A 20,741-nucleotide genomic window follows, 5' to 3' on the forward strand; every position below is an offset into this window, starting at 1 on the left:
GGCGGCGGCTATGATGCGCGCATCATAACGTCGCGGATTGCCTTCGATGGATTGGGCCACGCTGTTGCAGCTGCCAAGTACCTTGCTGTGGATCCTCGCCGCGCTGGCGCTTCTGTTCGCGCTGGTGCAACTGGCGGCGCTGGGCCGCCGGCTGCGCGCGCGCCGTCCGTTCGCGGCGATCCTGCGCACGCTGTTCCTGCTGGTGGGTCTGGGCCTGGCGCTGCTGCTGGCCGGCGCCGGCTGGAGCCTGCGCGGCTACCGACTGCTCGGCGAGGAAGCGCCGGTGGTGACGGTCGACGCACGCATCCTCTCGCCGCAACGCTGGGCGCTCACGCTGACCTGGCCCGATGGACAGCGCCGCGACGTGGCCCTGGCCGGCGATGCCTGGCGGATCGAGGCGCTGGTGCTCAAATGGAAATTGCCGGCCGTGCTTGCCGGAGTGCCGCCGCTGTACCGCCTGGATCGCCTCTCCGGCCGCTATGACGATCCGGCGGAAGAGATGAGCGAAATGCGCACGGTGGTCGACTTCCGCGACGCGGGCGACGGCGACCTGGTCACCCTGGCCCGCGCCCATCCCGACTGGCTGCCGATGGTCGACACCGTGTACGGCAGCGGCGCCTACCTGCCGCTGGTCGACGGCGGCCACTACACGGTGAGCCTGATGCGCACCGGCGCACTGGTGGCGCGGCCGGACGACGAAACGGCCGATCGGATCGCACATCCGCTCTGAGGTGGTCCGGCCTGCGCCCCGCATGGACGGTATCGCTCCAGACCATGCGGCCCGAGCGTAGGCGCAAAGCGCCGAAGCCGAGGAGTCGCGCAACGACGAGCAGCGCTCAGGAAATCGCGACGCTCTTCTCGTAGCGCCAGGCGTCGGCGCCATCCTCGTAGTAAGCCGCATAACGCCCGATCCGCCGATAGCCGACGCGCTCGTACAGCGCCATGGCGGATGTGTTGTCCACCCGAACTTCCAGCCGTACCGCGCGGCACCCCCTCGCACGGGCGACCTCTTCGGCGGCGGCCAGCAGGCGTGCGCCGATGCCGCGCCCGCGCGCGTGCGGCGCGGTGGCGATCGAATACAGCCGCGCCAGCGTGCTGCCTACGCGGAAGAACACCAGCGCGCTGCCGAGCAAGCCTTCGCCCGGCGCGTCGGCGACAAGCACGGCGGCGCGCGGGCTGGCGAGGTGGCGTCGGTACTGCGCGCGGCTCATGCGGTCGCCGCTGAAGGCGCGCAGTTCCAGCGTCACCAGCGCATCGAGGTCCGTCGGCGTGGCGCGACGCACGGGGACCGGCAGGATGTGGGCGGGAGCAAGCGTCATGGCGCAAGTCTACGCAGAATCACGCGGCGGACTTCAGCGCACCGGCATCGCGACCGAGCGGCGCCTACCGACGGCGACGGCACGCTGAACCGATGGCGCGCACCACCGTTGCGCGCCGCCGCGCCTATGCCCACACTTCGCCACTTGCGCCCTGCCGCCCCGTTCCGTGGCGCGACGGCATCCCCTTTTGCGTGTAGCGAGGTGCCATGACCCGCCTGGTGATCGTCGTCGAGAAAGCCTCCGACTGGAGTGCCTACTACCCCTCCGTGGACGTCATGAGCGCAATGGACTACCTGCGCGAACCGGTCGGCGGTGACGACGAGCGTACCCACGTGATCAACCTGTGCCGCAGCTACAAGTACCTGGGCACCGGCTACTACGTCTCGCTGCTGGCCGAGGCGCGTGGGCACAAGGTGTTGCCCTCGGTGCGCACCATCAACGACCTGCGCCGCCGCTCGCTGTACGGCCTGGACATCGAGGACCTCAACAGCAAGCTCACCCACTTCCTGCCTGCCGGCGGTCGCGATACCACCGACTTCGGCATCCTGGTGTATTTCGGCGAGACCGCCTATCCGGCGCTGCAGGACCTTGCCCGGCAGTTGTTCGAGATGTTCCCCTGCCCGCTGCTGCGCATCGAGTTCGAGCGCGAGCGCGTGTGGCAGGTCGCCTCGATCAAGCCGGTCGGCCTGCACACGCTGGACGACGCGCAGGAGGACGCCTTTGCCGCGGAGCTGGACCGCTTCTCGCGCAAGCTCTGGCGCAAGCCGCGCACGCGCAAGCTGTACCGCTACGACATCGCGATGCTGGTCGATCCCGACGAGGCGATGCCGCCCTCGAACAAGAAGGCGCTCAAGACCTTCATCGCCGCCGGCAAGGAACTGGGCATCGAGGTCGACCCGATCGGCAAGATCGACTACCCGCGCCTGGCCGAGTACGACGGCCTGTTCATCCGCGAGACCACGGCGAGCGACAACCATACCTACCGCTTCGCCCACCGCGCGGAGAAGGAAGGCATGGTGGTGATCGACGATCCCACCTCGATCCTGCGCTGCACGAACAAGATCTTCCTCAACGACCTGATGGTCTCGCGCAAGCTCGCCGTGCCACGCACGGAAATCCTCTACCGCGACAACGCCAAGGCGTGGAAGGACACCGCCGCCAAGCTCGGCTTCCCGCTGGTGCTGAAGATTCCCGACGGTTCGTTTTCGCGCGGCGTGGTCAAGGTGGAAAACGCCGACGCGCTGGAGAAGGCGGCGGGCGAGCTGTTCTCGCACAGCGCGCTGCTGCTGGCGCAGGAGTTCGTCTATACCGAATTCGACTGGCGCATCGGTGTGCTCAACCGCGAGCCGCTGTACGCGTGCAAGTACTACATGTCGCGCGGGCACTGGCAGATCTACAACCACGGCGCCAAGGGCACCGCCAAGTCCGGCGGCTTCGAGACGGTGGCGGTGCGCGACGCGCCGGCCGAAGTCGTCAAGCTGGCGCTCAAGGCGACCCAGGCGGTCGGCGATGGGCTGTACGGGGTCGACCTCAAGCAGGTCGGCAACAAGCCGGTGGTGATCGAGGTCAACGACAATCCATCGATCGATGCCGGCGTGGAAGACGCCTACCTGGGCGTGGACCTGTACCGTCGCATCATGCAGGAGTTCCTGCGGCGCATGGAACACAAGCGCCTGGGCATCGGCCGGTAGATCCTGCGCGGCCGCCATGCCGGCCACGCGGCAAGCTTGAACGCGGGGTCACGCCCAAGGGCGTCCCTACAGGGCGCTGGTCGCCGGCGTGCGCTCGCCCAGCAGCAGCGCCGGCACCTGCGACGCGGGCAACGGCGGCACGAACAGGAAACCCTGGCCGATTTCGCAGCCGGCCTCGCGCAGCCACGCGGCCTGCGCCTCGGTCTCGATGCCTTCTGCCACGGTGGTCAGCCGTAGTTTGCGCGCCAGCGCGATGATCGCCTCGGTGATGTCGCGGTCGGCCGGATTGCGCTCGGCGCCCTGCACGAAACTCTGGTCGATCTTGATCGTCTGCGTCGGCAACTGCCGCAGGTGGCTCAGGCTCGAGAAGCCGGTGCCGAAATCGTCGATCGCCATGCGGAAGCCCAGCACTTCCAGCTGGCGCAACTGGCGCAGCGTGTGCTCGGCGTTCTTCATCGCCGCCGACTCGGTGATCTCGAACTCGATCAGGCTCGGATGCAGGCCGAACTCGCGCAACGTACCGAGCAGCCCGGCGACGAAATGGCCATCCTGGATCTCCTGCAACGACACGTTGATCGCCACCGGCACCAGCGGCAGCCCGCGCGCACGCCACTGCGCCAACTGGCGCGCGACCTGGCGCAGTACCACGCGTCCGAGCTGGCCGATCAACCCGCTGCCTTCGGCCAGCGACACGAAGTGCTTGGGCAGCAGCAGGCCGCGTTCGGGATGCGGCCAGCGCACCAGCGCCTCCAGCCCGACCACGCGCCGGCTGTCCAGCGCCACCTTCGGCTGGTAGTGGACGACGACCTCCTCGCGCTGCAGCGCCTCGCGCAGCTCGGCCGACAGCAGCAGCCGGTCGCGCGCCTGCTCGCTCATGCACGGCTGGTAGAAGCAGTAGCCGGCCTTGCCATGCTCCTTCGCGCTGTACATCGCCAGGTCCGCGTGGCGCAGCAGACTGGCGGCGTCCTCGCCATCGCGCGGGAACATCGCCACGCCGATGCTGGGCGTTGCGCTCACGGCGTGGCTGGCGACCGTCACCGGCCGGCTGACCAGGCTCAGGATCTTCTGGCAGATCGCGCTCAGGTTCTGCTCGCTGCGGTAGCGCTCGAGCACCACCACGAACTCGTCGCCACCAAAGCGCGCGACGGTGTCGCGGCTGCGCACGCTGGCGCGCAGGGCGTCGGCGACCGAGCGCAGGAACTCGTCACCCACCTCGTGGCCGAGCGTGTCGTTGATCGACTTGAAACCGTCCAGGTCGACGAACATCACCGCCACCTCGAAGCGCTCGTCGCGTGCCAGCGGCAGCAACCGGTCGAGCAGATCGAGCACGTTGGCGCGGTTGGGCAGCGCGGTCAGTTCGTCGTGATAGGCCAGCCAGCTCAATGCATCGCGGGCCTGGCCCAGTTCACGCGAGATGGCCTCGGTGTGTCGCTGCAATTGCCGGTGCGCCAGGCTCACGCCCAACGTCAGCAGCAGGAGCAGGCCCGACACCAGGCTCACCGCCAACCCCAGGCCCAGCCCATGCAGGCCGGTGCGCGCCTGCAGGCTTACCGCGCCGGGCGCGAACTGCATCGCGATCATGCCCAGGTAGTGCACGCCGGTGGCGGTGCCGCCGAGCATCAGCGCGGACAGCACGCGCAGCCACCAGCGGCGGCGCCGGTCGCTACGCCAGATGACGCTGTGCAGCCCGATCGCGGCGATCGAGCCGATGAGCGCGAACAACAGGGAGGCGATGGTCCATGGCGCGCGCCAGGCGATCGCCGGCTGCATGTCGAGCGCCCTCACGCCCAGGTAATGCATGGCGGTCATGCCCACGCCCATGGCGCAACCGGCGAGAACCGCGCCGCGCCGGGTCGGATGCCGGGCCAGCAACCACAGCGTGGCGCCGGTGGCCACCACCACCGGCACGGCCGACAACGTGGTCCGCTGGCTGTCGTAGCCGAGCGGGATCGGCACCTGCAGCGCCAGCATGCCGATGAAGTGCATGGCCCACACGCCCGAACCCATCGCCAAGGCGCCGAACGCGGTCCACAGCACGGCGCCCGGCCCACGCGAGCGCGCGATGCGACCGACGACGCTGAACGCGACATAGGCATCGAGCGCCGCCAGCGCGAGCGACAGCAACACCAGCCACGGGTTGTAACTGACCGCCATCATGCCCGGGTTGCCGGCCCCCTGCCGGACGCCAGCGCGTCGCGAAATCGATCGCGCGTTGTAGCACAACGGACACGTCCGGGTGCGGCATTCGCCTGCCCCCGGCTGAACCTTCAGACGCCCGGCAGGGCCAGTGCCAGCCGCCTCAGGCGCAGGCCGCCCAGCACGCACAGCGGTGCGACCAGCAGCCAGAACAGCGGCGCCCAGCCGAGCGCATCGGTATGCGCGGGCATGGGCGTCAGCGCGAGCAGGAAGGTGCCGAGCAGCACCCAGAGGCCGGCACCGGCGGCCAGCTGGAACGTGAACGCCTGGGAACGGGAAACGGGCATGACCTGGACTCCGGACGGGACGCGGGAAAGCCATGCTGCGCGGCACCCATCTCAGCGGCTGCGACGGGCCCCGCGGGCGCCTAGAATGCGCCCACCAACCGCCCCTGGGACCGCCCATGCCGCACGGCACCGACCTTCCCGCTCGCTATGCGGTGTTCGGCCATCCGATCAGTCATTCCCTGTCGCCGGCGATCCACCGGCTGTTCGGCGAGCAATGCGGCATCACGCTCGAGTACACCGCGATCGACGTGGCGCCCGAAGCGTTTGCCGATACCGTGCGCCGCTTCCTGGCTCGCGCCCATGGCGCCAACGTCACCCTGCCGCACAAGGCCGCGGCCTTCGCGCTGGCCCAGGAGCGCAGCGCGGCGGCGAGCCGTGCCGGCAGCGCCAACGTGCTGACCCGCCTCGCGGACGGCCGCCTGTCAGCGCACAACACCGACGGTGCCGGCCTCGTGCGCGACCTCACCGGCCGCCAGCAATGCGCGCTGCCGGGCAGCCGCGTGCTGCTGCTCGGCGCCGGCGGTGCGGCGCGCGGGGTAGCGTGGGAGCTGCTCGACGCCGGCGTGGAAGAGCTGACCATCGTCAACCGCACGCCGGACACCGCCGCGGCGCTCGCCGGCGCACTGGGCGTGACGCGGGCACGCGCGCGCTACTGGCAGGACCTCGACGAACTGGGCAGCTTCGACCTGATCGTGCACGCCACCTCGGCCGGCGTGCTCGGCCAGGCGCTGGCGCTGCCGCCCAGCCTGGCCACTTCGCAGACGGTCGGCTACGACCTGTCCTACGGCAGCGGCGCACAGAGTTTCCTGGCCTGGGCCAGGGCCGCCGGCGCCAGGGCCGCGTGCGACGGACTGGGCATGCTGGTGGAGCAGGCCGCCGATGCCTTCGCGCTGTGGCACGGCCGCCGGCCGGAGACCGATCCGGTATACGCGCACCTGCGCGCAACGCTGGCCTGAGGTCCACGCACCGCAACACGAGGACTTCATTGGTAGGAGCGCCCAAGGGCGTTCCCGCAGGGAAGGGCAACCCCGCACAGTTTCACGCAGTCACTCTGCACCACTCCAGCCGATGGCGCTGGCCCGGCAACGGCCCCGCGCAGCGATGACCGGAAGCGCGCGAGTCACGCCATTGCAACCTGCCCTCGCTACCGTGCGCCCGCCGCGCCCCTGCGCGGAGCCACTGGCGATCCCCGCATGTCCGTTTCCTTCGCGCCCGCCCGCCGCCCCTGGCTGGCCGTCGGCGCCCTGCTCCTGCTGCTGGCCGCGTTGGGCCTGCTCCGGCGTCCACCCGTCCGGCCCGTGGCCGACGACGACGGGAGCGGTCGCGGCATCCTGCTGGCGCTGGCGCAGACCGCCGAGCGTGAACACCATCTGCTGGCTCCGGCCGGCAGCAACGCCTACGAGTTCTACCTGAGCGTGCTCGGCCTGGAGCCGGACGATGCGGCCACGCGCGAGGCGTTGCAGCGGCTGTTCCCCGCGGCCACGAAGGTCGTCGAGCAGGCGATCGACCGAGGCGAGCTGGACGAGGCCGAGCGCGAACTGCGCCTGCTGCGCGACTTCGATGCCGACAATTACCTGCTGGCGCTGCTGGCAGGCAAACTCACCGCACAGCGCCATCTGGAAGTGCGCCGGCACGAGGCACGCGCGGCGATCCTTCAGGCACAACGGGCGCGACAGGCCGCTCAGCCGGCCAGGTAGGCGTCCTTCAAGCGCATGTAGTGTTCGGCCGAGTAGTGCAACTGCTCGACCTGGGTGTCGCTGAGCACGCGCACGCACTTGGCCGGGTTGCCGAGCCAGAGTTCCCGCTCGCCCACCACCTTGCCCGGCGGGATCACCGCGCCGGCACCGACGAAGCCGTGCTGCTTCACTACCGCACCGTCGAGCACGGTCGCGTGCATGCCGATCAGGCAGTAGTCCTCCAGGGTGCAGGCATGCACCACCGCGGCGTGGCCGATCGTCACGCCCTCGCCGATCAGGCAGGGGAAGCCCGGGCCATAGGGGCCTTCATGGCTGACGTGCACGATGGTGCCGTCCTGGATGTTGGTGCGCGCGCCGACGCGGATGTAATGCACGTCGCCGCGCAGCACGACGCCCGGCCACACCGATACGTCATCGCCCAGCACCACGTCGCCGATCACACTGGCGGCGGGATCGACGTACACGCGCTGGCCCAGGATGGGCGCGATGCCCTTGTAGATACGCAGATTGTTCATCCGCCCGATTGTAAGTGAGCACACACCGGCGGTGCCGCGCGGCTTGAATTCGCCCAGTCCGGTCGCCACGCTGGAACGATCCCAAGGAGCCTTTCATGGACCAGACCAACCCGTTGCTCGCCGACCAGCCGCTTCCCGCCTTTTCGCAGATCAAGCCCGAGCACGTGGAACCGGCGGTCGACGCCATCCTGGCCGACTACCGCGCCGGCATCGACGCGCTGACCGGACCGGAGGCGCCGAAGGACTTCGCCACGGTGATGCTGACCCAGGAGCGGCTGGAGCAACGCCTGGCACACGCCTGGGCGCCGGTCGGGCACCTGCATGCGGTCGCCGACAGCGAGGCGTTGCGCGCGGTGTACGGGCCGGCCGAGGAAAAGCTCACCGACCACGCCATCGAGCTGGGCCAGAACCGTGCCCTGTATGCGGCGGTGCAGGCGCTGGCCGACGCGCCCACGTTCGCCTCGCTGCCGCGGCCCGAGCGCGCACTGGTCGAGCACGCGCTGCGCGACTTCAAGCTCTCCGGCGTCGCGCTGGAGGAACCGGCGCGCTCGCGCTACCGCGAGATCGGCGTGACGCTCTCGCGCCTGTCCACCGAATTCGCCAACGCGGTGCTGGACGCCACCGAGGCGTGGCAGGAACACGTCACCGACGAGCGTGATCTCGAAGGCCTGCCCGAGTCCTCGCGCGCGGTGCTGCGCCGCTATGCCGCCGAACAGGAACTGGATGGCTTCCTGGTCACCCTCAAGCAGCCCAGCGTGCAGGCCGTGCTCACCTACGCCGACAACCGCACGCTGCGCGAGCGCGTGTACTGGGCCTACCAGACCCGGGCGTCCGACCAGGGCCCGGACGCGGGCAAGTTCGACAACGGCCAGCGCATCGAGGAGATCATGAAGCTGCGCCACGAGGCGGCGCAGCTGCTCGGCTTCGCCAACGCCGCCGAAGAGTCGCTGGCCACCAAGATGGCCGGCTCGCCCACCGAGGTACTGGACTTCCTGCATGACCTGGGCGCGCGTGCGCGGCCGGTGGCGCAAGCGGAGCTGGACGAACTGCGCGCCTGGGCCCAGGCGGAACTGGACCTGGACAATCTCGAACCGTGGGACATCGCCTACGTTTCGGAAAAGCTGCGCCAACAGCGCTACGCGCTGGACGAGGAGCAACTCAAGCCCTACTTTCCGCTGCCAGCGGTGATCGACGGATTGTTCGCCCTCACCGGCAAGCTCTACGGCATCACGCTCAGCCCCCGCGACGGCGTCGACGTGTGGCATCCGGACGTGCGCTACTACGACGTGCGCGACGCCGACGGCCGGGTGTTCGCCGGCGCCTACGTCGACCTGTACGCGCGCAACGGCAAGCGTGGCGGCGCGTGGATGGACGTTTGCCGCGCGCGTTTCGACGATGCCGCCGCGCACCAGCTGCCGATCGCCTTCCTGACCTGCAACTTCGCGCCGCCCACCGAAGGCAAGCCGGCGCTGCTCAAGCACGACGACGTGCTGACCCTGTTCCACGAGTTCGGCCACGGCCTGCACCACCTGCTCACCGAGATCGCCCTGCCCTCGATCGGCGGTATCGATGGCGTGGAGTGGGATGCCGTCGAGTTGCCCAGCCAGTTCATGGAGAATTTCGGCTGGAACCGCGAGGCGCTGGACATGTTCGCGCGCCACTGGCAGACCGGCGAGGCGCTGCCGGAGGAGCTGTACGAGCGCATGCTCGCCGCGCGGCACTACCACGCAGGCCTGTTCCTGGTGCGCCAGCTGGAGTTCGCGCTGTTCGACTTCCTCTTGCACCTGGAATACGACCCGGCCCGCGGCGCGCGCACGATGGAGGTGCTGGAGGAAGTGCGCCACCAGGTCGCGGTGCTGCATCCGCCGGCCTGGCAGCGCTTCCCGCATGCCTTCACGCACATCTTTTCGGGCGGCTACGCGGCCGGCTACTACAGCTACCTGTGGGCCGAGCTGCTGTCGGCCGATGCCTTCGGCGCGTTCGAGGCGCTCACCGAACACGGCGGCAGCGTGATCGACCGCGCCACCGGCGAGCGATTCCGCCGCGAGGTCCTCGCCGTCGGCGCCAGCCGACCCGCGCTGGAAAGCTTCATCGCCTTCCGTGGCCGCAAGCCTGAACCGGAGGCGCTGCTGCGCAGCCACGGGCTCGCCTGAGGCCGGCCGCCCGGCGGCGGCGCGGGCCGCTTGCGCCGCCGGCGCGAGCGCGCGTCGCGGCGACCTTCATTCCGCCTGAATGCCCATGTCGCGACGATCCGGGGTCTGTCCAGCTGGCTGGGACCGACATGGGTTTTCTCGGATGGATGGCGGCGGTCGGTGGGCTGTTGCTGTTGATGTCATTGGCGACCGGCTGGATCCGACCGCTGCCGGTGACCCATTTCGCGCTGTACCTGGCGGTCGGCGCGATCATCGGGCCGTGGGGACTGGGCCTGCTGGAAGTCGACTTCCTGCGTGACGCGCGGTGGATGGAGCGCCTGACGGAGGTGGCGCTGATCATTTCGCTGTTCGTGGGCGGCCTGAAACTGCGCGTGCCGCTGGACGCCGGCCCCGCCGCGATGGCCCGGCGGCTGGCGTTTCCGGCGATGTTCCTGAGCATTGCCGGCATGACGCTCGCCGCGCGCTTGCTGCTCGGGCTGGACTGGCCGTTCGCGCTGATCCTCGCGGCCATGCTGGCGCCCACCGACCCGGTGCTGGCCAGCGTGATCGCCGTGGACAATGCCGCCGATCGCGACGGACTGCGCGTGGCGCTGTCCGGCGAGGCGGGCATGAACGACGGCAGCGCGATGCCGTTCCTGCTGCTGGGCCTGACGCTGCTGGGCACGCCATGGTCGTGGGGCGTGTTCGGCCATTGGGCGTTGCTGGAGCTGCTCTGGGGCGTGGTCGGCGGCCTGGGGATCGGCTTCGCGATGGGCTGGGCAGTCGGCTGGCTGAGTACCCGGCTGATGCTTATCCAGCGCGACCCGGGCCCGAGCGCGCTGCTGACCCTCGGGCTGATCGCGCTGACCTATGCGGCCGCCCAGAGCGTCGGCGCGCTCGGCTTCCTGGCCGCCTTCGCCGCCGGCGCCGGCATGCGCATGGTCGAGGTCGGCGTGGTCCGCGAGCATCCGCACCCGCGCCTGCGGCGCCGCGAGCGCGGCGACGAACTGCTGCCGGCCGAGTTCGTGGCCGGCTCGCCGGTGGTCGGCCGCAAGGACCGGGGCGAACCAGTACAGGCCGTCGGCCGCCTGATGAGCGATGCGCTGATCTTCGGCGACACCATGGAGCACCTGCTCGCACCCTTGCTCGTCCTGCTGCTAGGCATCGCGGTCGCGCGCCACTGGGACATCGATGGTCTCGCCGTCGCGGCGGTACTGTTTTTCCTGGTGCGTCCGCTGGCCGTGTGGCTGGTCACCATCGGCAGCGGCTGGCACTGGCAGCGGCGGGTGATGGTCGGTTGGCTAGGCATCCGCGGCATCGGCGGCATCAACTACCTCTGCTACGCGATCACCCACGGCGTGAACGGTCCGCAGGCCAGGCACCTGGTTGGCATCATCGTTACCGTGACCGCGCTGAGTACCGTGGTGCACGGGTTCAGCGCGCAGCCCCTGCTGGCCTGGCGGCGGCGCCGCATCGAGCGGGAGCAGTCACGCGAGGGGTGACGCCGGGTCGACGGGGCGCGCGGTCTTCGGGCTGGCCGGATGCATCCCCTACAATGCGCCGATGAAGATCGCCTCGTGGAACGTGAACTCGCTGAAAGTGCGCCTGCCGCAGCTGACCCAGTGGATGGCCGAGGCGCAGCCGGACGTCGTGGCGTTGCAGGAAACCAAGCTGGAGGACGCGAAGTTCCCGGTCGACGAGCTGGCCGCGGCTGGCTACCGCGCGGTGTTCTCCGGGCAGAAGACCTACAACGGCGTGGCAATCCTCGCCCGCGCGCACGCGCCCACCGACGTCGTCACCGACATCCAGGACCTGGACGATCCGCAGCGGCGCATCCTGGCCGCCACCATCGGCGACCTGCGCGTGATCGACCTGTACGTGGTCAACGGCAAGGCGGTGGGCGATCCGAAGTACACCTACAAGATGGACTGGCTGGCCAAGGTGCGCGAATTCATCGCGCGCGAACACGAGCGCCATCCCAACCTGGTCGTGCTGGGCGACTTCAACATCGCGCCGGAAGACCGCGACGTGCACGACCCGGTCGCCTGGCGCGACTCGGTGCTGTGCTCGGTGCCCGAGCGCGAGGCGCTCGGCGCGATAACCGGCCTGGGCCTGCATGACAGCTTCCGCCTGTTCGAACAGGACGCCGGCCACCACAGCTGGTGGGACTACCGACAGGCCGCCTTCCGCCGCAACCTGGGCCTGCGCATCGACCTGATTCTGCTCGGCGATGCGTTGAAGGGCACCGCGCGCGCGGCCGCCATCGACCGCGTGCCGCGCAAATGGGAACGCCCGTCCGATCACACCCCGGTGACGCTCGATCTGGATATCTGAGGAACGATGAACAGCACTCCGCCTGAAGAATGGCCCAGCTCCCTCACCGACGAGGAACTGGACGAACTTGACCGCTACCTGCGCGGCCACGCGGACGAAGGCCGCCTGCTGCTCGACGGCGTGCACGGCATGCTTTCGGCGATCGCCGTCGGCCCGCTCGAGGTGCTGCCGGACGAATGGCTGCCCGAGGTTCTGCACGATGCCTTTGCCAACGAGGCCGAGGGCAACCGCGTGCTGGAACTGCTGGCCAAATTGAACGATTCGATCCGCGTCGAACTGGACGTGGACGCCTACGAACCGATCCTGGGCGAAGTCGACACCGACACCGGCCCGGTGCTCTCCGCCGCCGGCTGGTGCGAAGGCTTCAGCCGCGGCATCGACCTGCGCGCCACGCTGTGGGAGAAGCGCCTGGCCGAGGATCCGCAGCTGATGGAGATGCTTGGGCCCGTGATGGCGCTGGCGGTGGACGAGGGCATCCTTTCGGCCGAGGCGGAGTTCGAAAAGCTCAGCGACGAGGAATACGACGAGTGCCTGGCGCAGGTGGCGCCGGTGCTCGGTGCGGTCGACCACTACTGGCACGAGCATCCAGCCACCGAAGCGGAGCTGGCCGCGCTCACCCGCACTCCCGCGCCGCCCGGCGAGGAAGCGCCGCCGCCGCCGCGCCAGCGCAGCGGACACTGGGTGCACTGAAACCGCCCAAGCTTCAGGGCCGTTCTTCGCAGGATTCCGGCAAGGGACCGAGGCATGGCCATGGACACGGCGCTTTACGAACCGATCAACACGCTCAAGCCCATCGCGCCGGAACTGTGGATCGTCGACGGCCCGATCGTGCGCATGGCCGCGCCGCTGGGCACCAGCGCGCCGTTTCCGACCCGCATGACCCTGGCGCGTTTGCCCGATGGCGCGCTGTGGTGCCATTCGCCGGTCGCGCCGGACGCGGCGCTGTTCGAGGCCGTCGACGCGCTCGGCCCGGTGCGCCACCTGGTCTCGCCGAACAAGCTGCATTACGCGCACATCGCCGCCTGGAAGCAGCGCTACCCGCGGGCGATCGCATGGGCCTCGCCGGGCGTGCGCGAGCGCGCCGCGGGCCAGCGCATCGAGGTGCACTTCGACGCGGAGCTGGAGGACGCCGCGCCGCCGGCCTGGGCCGGCTCGCTTGACCAGCTGCGCTTCAAGGGCAGCCGCGCCATCGAGGAGGTGGTGTTCCTGCATCGGCCCAGCGCCACATTGATCCTGGCCGACCTGATCGAGAACTTCGAAGCCGGCCGGCTCGATGCGCCGATGCGCTGGATTGCGCGCCTGGGCGGCGTGCTTGCGCCCAACGGCAAGATGCCGCTGGACATGCGCCTGACCTACCTGGGACACAGGGCTGAAGCGCGCGCCTGCATCGAACGCATGCTGGGCTGGCAGCCGCAGCGGATCGTGCTGGCGCACGGGCGCTGCTTCATGGAACACGGCGAGGCCGAGCTGCGCCGTGCGTTCGCCTGGCTGAGCCCCTCGTAGAGCGCACCTGTGCGCGACCGTGCCCATGGTCCCGGACAGGTGCGCTCTTACAGGAAGCTCCCGGCGAACAATCCGTTCACGTCGCCACGCTTGGCCCCGATCGCCAGCGGCCCCATGCTCGTGGACATCCTTCCACGCCGGAGGCGTTCCCCATGAGCCAACGCACCATCAGCCGCCGCGTGCGCGGCATCGACACCAACGACGGCGCCGGGGTGAAGCTCAAGCGCATCATCGGCCAGCCCAATCTGGACATGCTCGATCCGTTCCTGCTGCTGGACGAGTTCCGCTCCGACCAGGCGGGCGACTACCTCGCCGGCTTCCCCGAGCACCCACACCGCGGCTTCGAGACGGTCACCTACATGCTGGCTGGGCACATGCGCCACGGCGACAACCACGGCAACCAGGGCGACCTGGGCCCCGGCAGCGTGCAGTGGATGACCGCCGGCCGCGGCATCTTGCATTCGGAAATGCCGCAGCAGGAGAACGGCCTGATGTGGGGCTTCCAGCTGTGGGTGAACCTGCCGGCCGCCGACAAGATGACCGCGCCGCGCTACCAGGACATCGCGCCCGAGCGCATCGCCCGCGTCGAACCGGCGCCCGGCGTGCAGGCACGGGTGATCGCCGGACGGCTGGGCGAGGCGGTCGGCCCGGTGCAGGGTATTGCCACCGACCCGTTGTACCTGGACATCACGCTGGCCGCCGGCGCGCGCTTCGAACTGGACCTGCCCGAGGAGCACCACGCCTTTGCCTACGTGTTCGAGGGCGAGTCGGCCGAGGTCGGTGGCGAGCCGCTCTCGCGCGGCGAGCTGGCGGTGCTCTCCGAGGGCGACCGCCTGACCCTGGGCGCCGGCACCAGCGCCGCGCGCCTGCTGGTGGTCGCCGGCCGCCCGCTCAACGAAACCGTCGCGCGCTACGGGCCCTTCGTGATGAACACGCCAGCGCAGATCCAGGAAGCCATTGCCGACTTCCGCGCCGGGCGGTTCTGAGCCCGCTGCCACAGGACGTGCCGCGCAGGGCGGGCTGAAGCCCGCCCTACGGCGTTACGGCGGCAGGGTTTGTTGCGCGAGGCCATCGAGCGCCCGTGTCACCGTCGCCTCGATCGAGCCGTTGGCGTCGACCCGCACTGCCGGCTCGTCGCTGTCCGGTTCCTCCAGCGTGGCCAACTGGCTGCCCAGCAACGTCAACGGCATGAAGTGCTCGCGCCCGCGCATGCGCCGCGCCAGCTCGTCGTGGTCGACGTCCAGATAGACGAACCGCACCGCTGGCCCGGCCTGCCGCAGGCGTTCGCGGTAGGTCCGCTTGAGCGCGGAACAGGCCACCACGGCGCTGCGCCCGGCCGCCAGTTCCCGCTGCATCCAGGCGGCGATCGTGTCCAGCCAGGGGATGCGGTCGGAGTCCTCCAGCGGCACGCCTGCGCTCATTTTGAGGACGTTGGCCAGCGGGTGCAGGTCGTCGCCGTCCAGGAACGCATAACCCAGCGCCTCGGCCAGCCGCCGCGCGATGGTGCTCTTGCCCGAGCCGGACACGCCCATCACCACCAGCATCACCGGATCGCTCATCGGTACCCGGCGGTGGCAAGCGGGAGAAATGTGCGTGCAGTCACGTTCCGGCACTCAAGCGGAGGAGCGGGTGGCCGATGTGCTGAGCGAGGGGAGTTAAAAAGCCATTAATCCTGCCCGGCACAGGCCGCCCTAGCATCGGACCCCTGCCGAGTCATCCGCAACCCACCGGCCATCCGCCATGCTCGCGCTCCTGGTTTCCATCGCCCTAGTCTGCCTGCTGCTGGCCGTGCTGCGCCGGGTGCCGACAGGCCACGTGCAGGTCGTCCACCGCCGTGGTCATCCGCCGCGCCTGCTCGAACCGGGCCTGCACCTGCTGTGGCCGGGCCTGGACCGGGCCGGACACCGCATCGACCTGACCGGCCAGATCCTGCAGTTCCAGGACGCGCTGGCCGATGCCCGCGGCGTCCGTGGCCGCGTCTACTGGCAGGTATTGGAGCCGGAGCGGGTCGATCCGGTGATCGAGCAGGCGGCGCAACTGATCCGCAACAGCGCGCTGGAGGCCCTGCATGGCGAGCCCGGACCCGGTCCCGCCGACCAGCGTGCGTTGGGCAGCAGCCTCAAGCGCGCCCTGAACGGCATGCTGCGCGAACGCGGCCTGATGGTCACCCGGGTGGAGCTGGAACTGGCCTGAGGCGGCCAGCGCGCTGGCTTCGATGCGCGCGCGCGGGGATACTTCGCGGTCCTGCCCGCGCCCGGACCGCCCATGAGCCCACGTCCCGTTCTGCAACACCGGCTCGAACAGGGTCTGGCAGCGCTGGGCCTGGCGCTGCCGCCCGGCGCGGTCGAGCGGCTGCTCGACTATCAGGCGCTGCTCGAGCGCTGGAACAGCGCCTACAACCTCACCGCCGTGCGCGACCCCGCCGAGATGGTCACCCGCCACCTGCTCGACTCGCTGGCGATCCTGCCCTACGTGCGGGGCGGGAGCCTCGCGGACCTGGGCACCGGTCCCGGCCTGCCCGGCATCCCGCTGGCGATCGCCGCGCCCGGGCGCGAGGTGTTGCTGGTCGACTCCAACGGCAAGAAGGTGCGCTTCCTGCGCGAGGCGATCCGTTCGCTCAAGCTCGAGGGCGTGCGCGCCGTGCAGTCGCGGGTGGAGGAGGTCGAGGGCCAGTTCGACTGCATCACCGCGCGCGCCTTCGCCAGCCTGGCCGACATGCTCAGCTGGGGCGGTCACCTGCTCGCCCCGTCCGGCCGCTGGCTGGCAATGAAGGGCAAGCCGGCGGCCGACGAGATGGCCGCGCTGCCGGCCGGCTTCGCGGTCCAGGCCACCCACGCGCTGGAAGTGCCCGGCCTGGGCGCCGAGCGCAGCCTGATCGTGATCCAGCGCACCGGGGCCGATGAATCAGGCTCCGGCGCGCCCTGCTAATCTACCCGTCCTTTGTTGCAAGTTAAGACGACCATGGCCCGCATCATCGCTGTCGCCAACCAGAAAGGCGGCGTCGGCAAGACCACCACGGCGGTCAACCTCGCTGCGGCCCTGGCGGCCGCCAAGCGCAAGGTGCTGCTGGTCGACCTGGACCCGCAGGGCAACGCCACCATGGCCTCGGGCGTGGACAAGCGCGAAGCCAAGCCCAACGGCTGCGAGGTGCTGCTGGACGAGTCGCCGATCGAGCGCGCCATCGTGGGCACCGAGGGCCACTACGACCTGCTGCCCGGCAACGGCGACCTGACCGCCGCCGAGCTCAAGCTGATGGACGCGATCGCCCGCGAAAGCCGGCTCAAGGAACAGCTGGCCAAGGTCAGCGACAAGTACCAGACCATCCTGATCGACTGCCCGCCCTCGCTGCACCTGCTCACGCTCAACGCGCTGACCGCGGCCGATGGGGTGCTCGTGCCGGTGCAGTGCGAGTACTTCGCGCTGGAAGGGCTCTCCAGTCTGCTCGACACGGTCAAGGCGGTGCGCCAGCGGCTGAACCCTAAGCTGGAGATCGAGGGTCTGCTGCGGACCATGTACGACGTGCGCAACAACCTGGGCAACGAGGTCTCGGCGCAGCTGACCCAGCACTTCGGCGACAAGGTGCTGCGCTCGATCATCCCGCGCAACGTGCGCCTGGCCGAGGCGCCCAGCCACGGCCAGCCGATCCACCTGTACGACCGAAGCTCGCGCGGCGCGATCGCCTACATCGGCCTGGCCGGCGAGATCATCCGCCGCGAACGCGGCGCACAGGCGGCCGTGGCCGCGCTCAACGACATGCACGACACCGGCGAGCCGCTCGACGCGGCGGCCGACATCCACCAGGAGTAACCATGGCCGCCGCGAAGAAACGGGGACTCGGCCGCGGGCTGGACGCGCTGCTCGGCGGCGATGGCGCCGGCACCGCGTCGCCGCTGGAACAGGAAGGCGAGCTGCGCACCCTGCCGATCCAGCAGATCCAGCCGGGCAAGTACCAGCCGCGCCGGCACTGGAACGAGGAGGCGCTGGACGAACTGGCCGCCTCGATCAAGGCGCAGGGCCTGATCCAGCCGGTGGTGGTGCGCGCCATCGGCAGCAACAGCTACGAGCTGATCGCCGGCGAACGCCGCTGGCGCGCGGCCCAGCGCGCGCAGATGAGCGACATCCCGGCGCTGGTCAAGACGGTCGACGAGGCCGCCGTGCCGGCGATGGCGCTGATCGAGAACATCCAGCGCCAGGACCTTACCCCGCTCGAAGAAGCCGATGCGCTCAAGCGGCTGATCGACGACTTCGACCTCACCCACCAGCAGGCCGCCGATGCGGTCGGCCGTTCGCGCGCGGCGGTGTCCAACCTGCTGCGCCTGATCGACCTGCCCGCCCCGATAAAGAAGCTGCTGGACGAGAGCAAGCTGGAGATGGGCCACGCCCGTTGCCTGCTCACGCTGGACGAGGGCATCGCCGTGCCGCTGGCGCGCCAGGCCTCGACGCTGGGTTGGAGCGTGCGCGAACTGGAAGAAGCCGCGCGCCGCGCGCAGGCCGCGCCCAAGGGCAAGGCCAAGGCCGGCCCGCGCGATCCCAACATCGATGCGCTGGAGCGCGAGCTGGGCGAACGCTTCGCCGCCCGCGTGGAGCTTGCCCAGGGCCGCGGCGGGCGCGGCAAGCTGGTGATCCACTACCACAGCAACGACGAGCTGGACGGGATCCTGGGCAAGCTGCGCTGAGCTGGCCTCTTGTAGGAGCGCCCTTGGGAGCGACCGCCATCCATCACGGTCACGCCCAAGGGCGCTCCGGCAGGCAAGCCGCGGTCTTGGCCTGCGCCCGCGCCTCGCATCGGCGATAATCCCCGCCCAATCGTTCCCCCGGACTGGCCCCATGCCCGAGCTTTCCGTCGTCGTGCCCGTGTTCAACGAGCGCGACAACATCCCGCCGCTACTTGCCGAAATCGCCACCGCGCTGCGCGGCAAGGCGGATTTCGAGATCGTCTACGTGGACGACGATTCCACCGACGACAGCCGCGCCGTGCTCGCCGCCCAGAAGGCCAGCTACCCGGAGCTGCGCGTGCTGCACCACGTCAGCCGCAGCGGTCAGAGCACGGCGGTGTCCAACGGCGTGCGCGCCGCGCGCGGCAGCTGGATCGCCACGCTCGATGGCGACGGCCAGAACGATCCGGCCGACATCCCGCGCCTGCTCGACGCGCGCAGGAACGCGCCGCCCGAGGTGAAATTGTTCGCCGGCTGGCGCACCACGCGCCGCGACAGCTTCAACAAGCGCATCTCCTCGAAGATCGCCAACGCGGTGCGCTCGCGCATGCTCAAGGACGCCACGCCCGACACCGGCTGCGGCCTGAAACTGTTCGAGCGCGAGACGTTCCTGCGCCTGCCCTACTTCGACCACATGCACCGCTACCTGCCGGCGCTGGTGCGCCGCGCGGGCTTCGAGAGCCGCAGCGTGCCGGTCGGCCATCGCCCGCGTACCGCGGGCACCTCCAAGTACGGCATGCTCGACCGCCTGTGGGTCGGCCTGGCCGACCTGCGTGGCGTGGCCTGGCTGATGCGCCGCGCCAAGATCACCCGCGTCGAGGAGCTCTAGGCCCGGGCCGTAGGATGGGATTCGACCCGCCGCCACCCTAGGCCCGACGGGCCTTTCACCCGGCGGGCGTAAGCTTGGGGCAGGTTCCTTCCATGGGGGACGCCATGAGCCTGGCCGTCAAACGCGTCTACGATCCGCCCTCGCCGAAGGACGGCTACCGCGTGCTGGTCGACCGCTTGTGGCCGCGCGGGCTGAAAAAGGCCGACGCGGCGCTCGACCTGTGGGCGAAGGAGGTCGGCCCCTCGCGCGAGCTGCGCGAGTGGTTCGGCCACGAGCCGACACGCTGGGAGGGTTTTCGCCACCGCTACGCGGGCGAACTCGATGCCGTTCCGGAAAGCTGGCAGTCGCTGGCCGAGAAAGCCCGCCGCCACCAGGTGACCCTGCTGTTCGGCGCGCGCGACGAGGAGCACAACAACGCCGTGGCGCTGAAGGCGTATCTGGAAAGCTACCTGGCCGCGCACGGCCCGCATTGAACGTCAGGCTGGTTCTCGCCCCGTGGCGTGCGCCGAAAAGCGCAGCCGGTACTGCGCCGGGGTAATGCCAAAGCGGCGATGGAAGGCACGCCGCAGGTTCTGCTCTTCGCGGTAGCCGCAGTTGGCCGCGATGCGCTTGAGCGGCAGGTCAGTCTGTTCCAGCGCGCGGCAGGCCGCCTCCATCCGGATCGCCTCCACCGCTCGGGCTGGCGTGCGTCCCTGGCGAGCGGCATACAGCCGCGCGAACGTACGCGGCGTCATGCAAGCCTGCTCGGCCAACCGCTCCACGCTCAGGTCCTCGTGCAGATGTGCGGCGATCCATGCGTGCAGAGCAGCGAAGTCGCCATTGCCACGTGCCTGCTCGGCCAGTGGCGCGCTGAACTGCGACTGCCCGCCCGGACGCTTGACGAACACCACCAGCTGCCGCGCCACGTCGATCGCGGCCTGGTGGCCGAGGTCGTCCTCGATCAACGCCAGCGTCAGGTCGATGCCGGCACTGACGCCAGCGGAAGTCCACACCGCACCATCGCGCACGAAAATGCGGTCGGCCTCGATCCGTACCGTGGGATAGGCCGCTTGCAGGCGCTCCACCCAGTCCCAGTGCGTGGTCACGCGGCGCCCGTCCAACTGGCCGGCGGCTGCGAGCAGGAAGGCGCCGGTACACACCGAGCAGAGCCGCCGCACCGCCGGCGCGCGCTCGGCCACCCACGAGACCAGCGCCGCTGGCGCCCGGTAGGTTTCGCCTTCGCAGCCGCCCGGCACGATCAGCGTGTCGATCGGTGCGTCCTGCAGCGAGGCCACCGGTACGGTCAGCAAGGGCAGGCCGGCGCTGGTGGTTACCAGGCCACCCGTGGCCGAGGCGGTGACGGTCTCGTAGGGCCGCGTTTTGCCTGCGCGGCGGTTGGCGGTGGTCAACGCCTGCAGCGGGCCGCAGAGGTCCAGCAGGTTCATCTGGTCATAGGCGAGCAGGACGATGCGGCGGGTTGCGGTCATGGCGGGCATTGTCGGGGTTTGGGGCCGACGGTGCGCGGGCGCGGCGGTGCGCCGTGG

The 20,741-nt window shown here is 70.0% G+C and carries 22 protein-coding genes; 16 read left to right on the forward strand and 6 right to left on the reverse strand.

All coding sequences use genetic code 11. The features are described 5' to 3' along the window. Window positions 1-46 precede the first annotated feature (46 nt). Window positions 47-730 carry a hypothetical protein gene (locus LQ772_RS16910; RefSeq protein WP_231322622.1) on the forward strand — a complete coding sequence of 228 codons (684 nt, stop codon included), beginning with the start codon at window positions 47-49 and terminating at the stop codon, window positions 728-730. A 106-nt stretch (window positions 731-836) separates the two neighbouring features. On the opposite strand, the gene LQ772_RS16915 is transcribed toward LQ772_RS16910, so the two are convergent. Further along, the gene (locus LQ772_RS16915) at window positions 837-1,319 is read right to left on the reverse strand and encodes a GNAT family N-acetyltransferase (protein WP_231322624.1); all 483 of its coding nucleotides are present in this window, start codon (window positions 1,317-1,319) and stop codon (window positions 837-839) included. A 206-nt stretch (window positions 1,320-1,525) separates the two neighbouring features. Between LQ772_RS16915 and LQ772_RS16920 the strand changes: the two genes are divergently transcribed. Beyond that, a complete protein-coding gene (locus LQ772_RS16920; protein ID WP_231322626.1) occupies window positions 1,526-3,010 on the forward strand; it encodes a RimK family protein in 1,485 nt (494 codons plus the stop codon). Between the two features lie 66 nt (window positions 3,011-3,076). Here LQ772_RS16920 and LQ772_RS16925 read toward each other — a convergent pair whose 3' ends face one another. Together LQ772_RS16925 and LQ772_RS16930 are read right to left on the reverse strand one after the other, a co-directional pair. Continuing rightward, window positions 3,077-5,167 carry a putative bifunctional diguanylate cyclase/phosphodiesterase gene (locus tag LQ772_RS16925; RefSeq protein WP_231322627.1) on the reverse strand — a complete coding sequence of 697 codons (2,091 nt, stop codon included), beginning with the start codon at window positions 5,165-5,167 and terminating at the stop codon, window positions 3,077-3,079. Window positions 5,168-5,277: 110 nt separating this feature from the next. Next, entirely contained in the window at window positions 5,278-5,493 is a 216-nt protein-coding gene (locus LQ772_RS16930) for a hypothetical protein (RefSeq protein ID WP_231322629.1), read from the reverse strand. Window positions 5,494-5,609: 116 nt separating this feature from the next. On the opposite strand from LQ772_RS16930, the gene aroE reads away from it, so the two are divergent. Further along, window positions 5,610-6,449, forward strand: coding sequence for a shikimate dehydrogenase (aroE, locus tag LQ772_RS16935; protein ID WP_231322631.1), 840 nt, complete (start codon window positions 5,610-5,612; stop codon window positions 6,447-6,449). Between the two features lie 237 nt (window positions 6,450-6,686). Further along, entirely contained in the window at window positions 6,687-7,190 is a 504-nt protein-coding gene (locus LQ772_RS16940) for an energy transducer TonB (protein WP_231322633.1), read from the forward strand. Here the strand turns inward: LQ772_RS16940 and LQ772_RS16945 are convergent. Next, window positions 7,175-7,705 (reverse strand): gamma carbonic anhydrase family protein, encoded by a 531-nt coding sequence (locus LQ772_RS16945; protein WP_231322635.1) that lies wholly within the window; start codon window positions 7,703-7,705, stop codon window positions 7,175-7,177. The two genes, LQ772_RS16940 and LQ772_RS16945, sit on opposite strands and share 16 nt — an antisense overlap. A gap of 95 nt (window positions 7,706-7,800) precedes the next feature. On the opposite strand from LQ772_RS16945, the gene LQ772_RS16950 reads away from it, so the two are divergent. The 6 genes from LQ772_RS16950 to LQ772_RS16975 all read left to right on the forward strand — a co-directional run bounded on the left by LQ772_RS16950 (window position 7,801) and on the right by LQ772_RS16975 (window position 14,660). Continuing rightward, a complete protein-coding gene (locus LQ772_RS16950) occupies window positions 7,801-9,858 on the forward strand; it encodes a M3 family metallopeptidase (RefSeq protein WP_231322637.1) in 2,058 nt (685 codons plus the stop codon). A gap of 128 nt (window positions 9,859-9,986) precedes the next feature. Continuing rightward, a complete protein-coding gene (locus tag LQ772_RS16955; RefSeq protein WP_231322639.1) occupies window positions 9,987-11,339 on the forward strand; it encodes a cation:proton antiporter in 1,353 nt (450 codons plus the stop codon). Between the two features lie 61 nt (window positions 11,340-11,400). Further along, window positions 11,401-12,171, forward strand: a complete 771-nt coding sequence (xth, locus tag LQ772_RS16960) for an exodeoxyribonuclease III (RefSeq protein ID WP_231322641.1) — start codon at window positions 11,401-11,403, stop codon at window positions 12,169-12,171. A gap of 6 nt (window positions 12,172-12,177) precedes the next feature. Continuing rightward, window positions 12,178-12,861, forward strand: coding sequence for a YecA/YgfB family protein (locus LQ772_RS16965; RefSeq protein ID WP_231322643.1), 684 nt, complete (start codon window positions 12,178-12,180; stop codon window positions 12,859-12,861). A gap of 54 nt (window positions 12,862-12,915) precedes the next feature. Then, window positions 12,916-13,674: a DUF4336 domain-containing protein gene (locus LQ772_RS16970; protein ID WP_231322646.1), complete on the forward strand. Its 759-nt coding sequence runs from the start codon at window positions 12,916-12,918 to the stop codon at window positions 13,672-13,674. Window positions 13,675-13,826: 152 nt separating this feature from the next. Then, complete coding sequence (locus LQ772_RS16975; protein WP_231322649.1) at window positions 13,827-14,660, forward strand: pirin family protein; 834 nt, start codon at window positions 13,827-13,829, stop codon at window positions 14,658-14,660. Window positions 14,661-14,714: 54 nt separating this feature from the next. Here LQ772_RS16975 and LQ772_RS16980 read toward each other — a convergent pair whose 3' ends face one another. Beyond that, window positions 14,715-15,233, reverse strand: a complete 519-nt coding sequence (locus LQ772_RS16980) for a gluconokinase (protein ID WP_231322651.1) — start codon at window positions 15,231-15,233, stop codon at window positions 14,715-14,717. A gap of 181 nt (window positions 15,234-15,414) precedes the next feature. Between LQ772_RS16980 and LQ772_RS16985 the strand changes: the two genes are divergently transcribed. From LQ772_RS16985 to LQ772_RS17010, 6 genes are all read left to right on the forward strand, one after another. Further along, window positions 15,415-15,867 carry an SPFH domain-containing protein gene (locus tag LQ772_RS16985; protein WP_231322653.1) on the forward strand — a complete coding sequence of 151 codons (453 nt, stop codon included), beginning with the start codon at window positions 15,415-15,417 and terminating at the stop codon, window positions 15,865-15,867. Between the two features lie 72 nt (window positions 15,868-15,939). Beyond that, complete coding sequence (rsmG, locus tag LQ772_RS16990) at window positions 15,940-16,602, forward strand: 16S rRNA (guanine(527)-N(7))-methyltransferase RsmG (RefSeq protein ID WP_231322655.1); 663 nt, start codon at window positions 15,940-15,942, stop codon at window positions 16,600-16,602. Window positions 16,603-16,635: 33 nt separating this feature from the next. Next, entirely contained in the window at window positions 16,636-17,481 is an 846-nt protein-coding gene (locus tag LQ772_RS16995) for a ParA family protein (RefSeq protein ID WP_231322657.1), read from the forward strand. A 2-nt stretch (window positions 17,482-17,483) separates the two neighbouring features. Beyond that, window positions 17,484-18,350, forward strand: a complete 867-nt coding sequence (locus tag LQ772_RS17000; protein ID WP_231322659.1) for a ParB/RepB/Spo0J family partition protein — start codon at window positions 17,484-17,486, stop codon at window positions 18,348-18,350. Between the two features lie 151 nt (window positions 18,351-18,501). Continuing rightward, entirely contained in the window at window positions 18,502-19,218 is a 717-nt protein-coding gene (locus LQ772_RS17005) for a glycosyltransferase family 2 protein (RefSeq protein WP_231322662.1), read from the forward strand. Window positions 19,219-19,322: 104 nt separating this feature from the next. Beyond that, a complete protein-coding gene (locus tag LQ772_RS17010; protein ID WP_231322663.1) occupies window positions 19,323-19,691 on the forward strand; it encodes a DUF488 domain-containing protein in 369 nt (122 codons plus the stop codon). Between the two features lie 3 nt (window positions 19,692-19,694). Here LQ772_RS17010 and LQ772_RS17015 read toward each other — a convergent pair whose 3' ends face one another. Continuing rightward, complete coding sequence (locus tag LQ772_RS17015) at window positions 19,695-20,684, reverse strand: GlxA family transcriptional regulator (protein ID WP_231322666.1); 990 nt, start codon at window positions 20,682-20,684, stop codon at window positions 19,695-19,697. Window positions 20,685-20,741: the final 57 nt, after the last annotated feature.

It is taken from the genome of Frateuria edaphi, assembly GCF_021117405.1.
GTDB classification, from domain to species: domain Bacteria; phylum Pseudomonadota; class Gammaproteobacteria; order Xanthomonadales; family Rhodanobacteraceae; genus Frateuria_A; species Frateuria_A edaphi.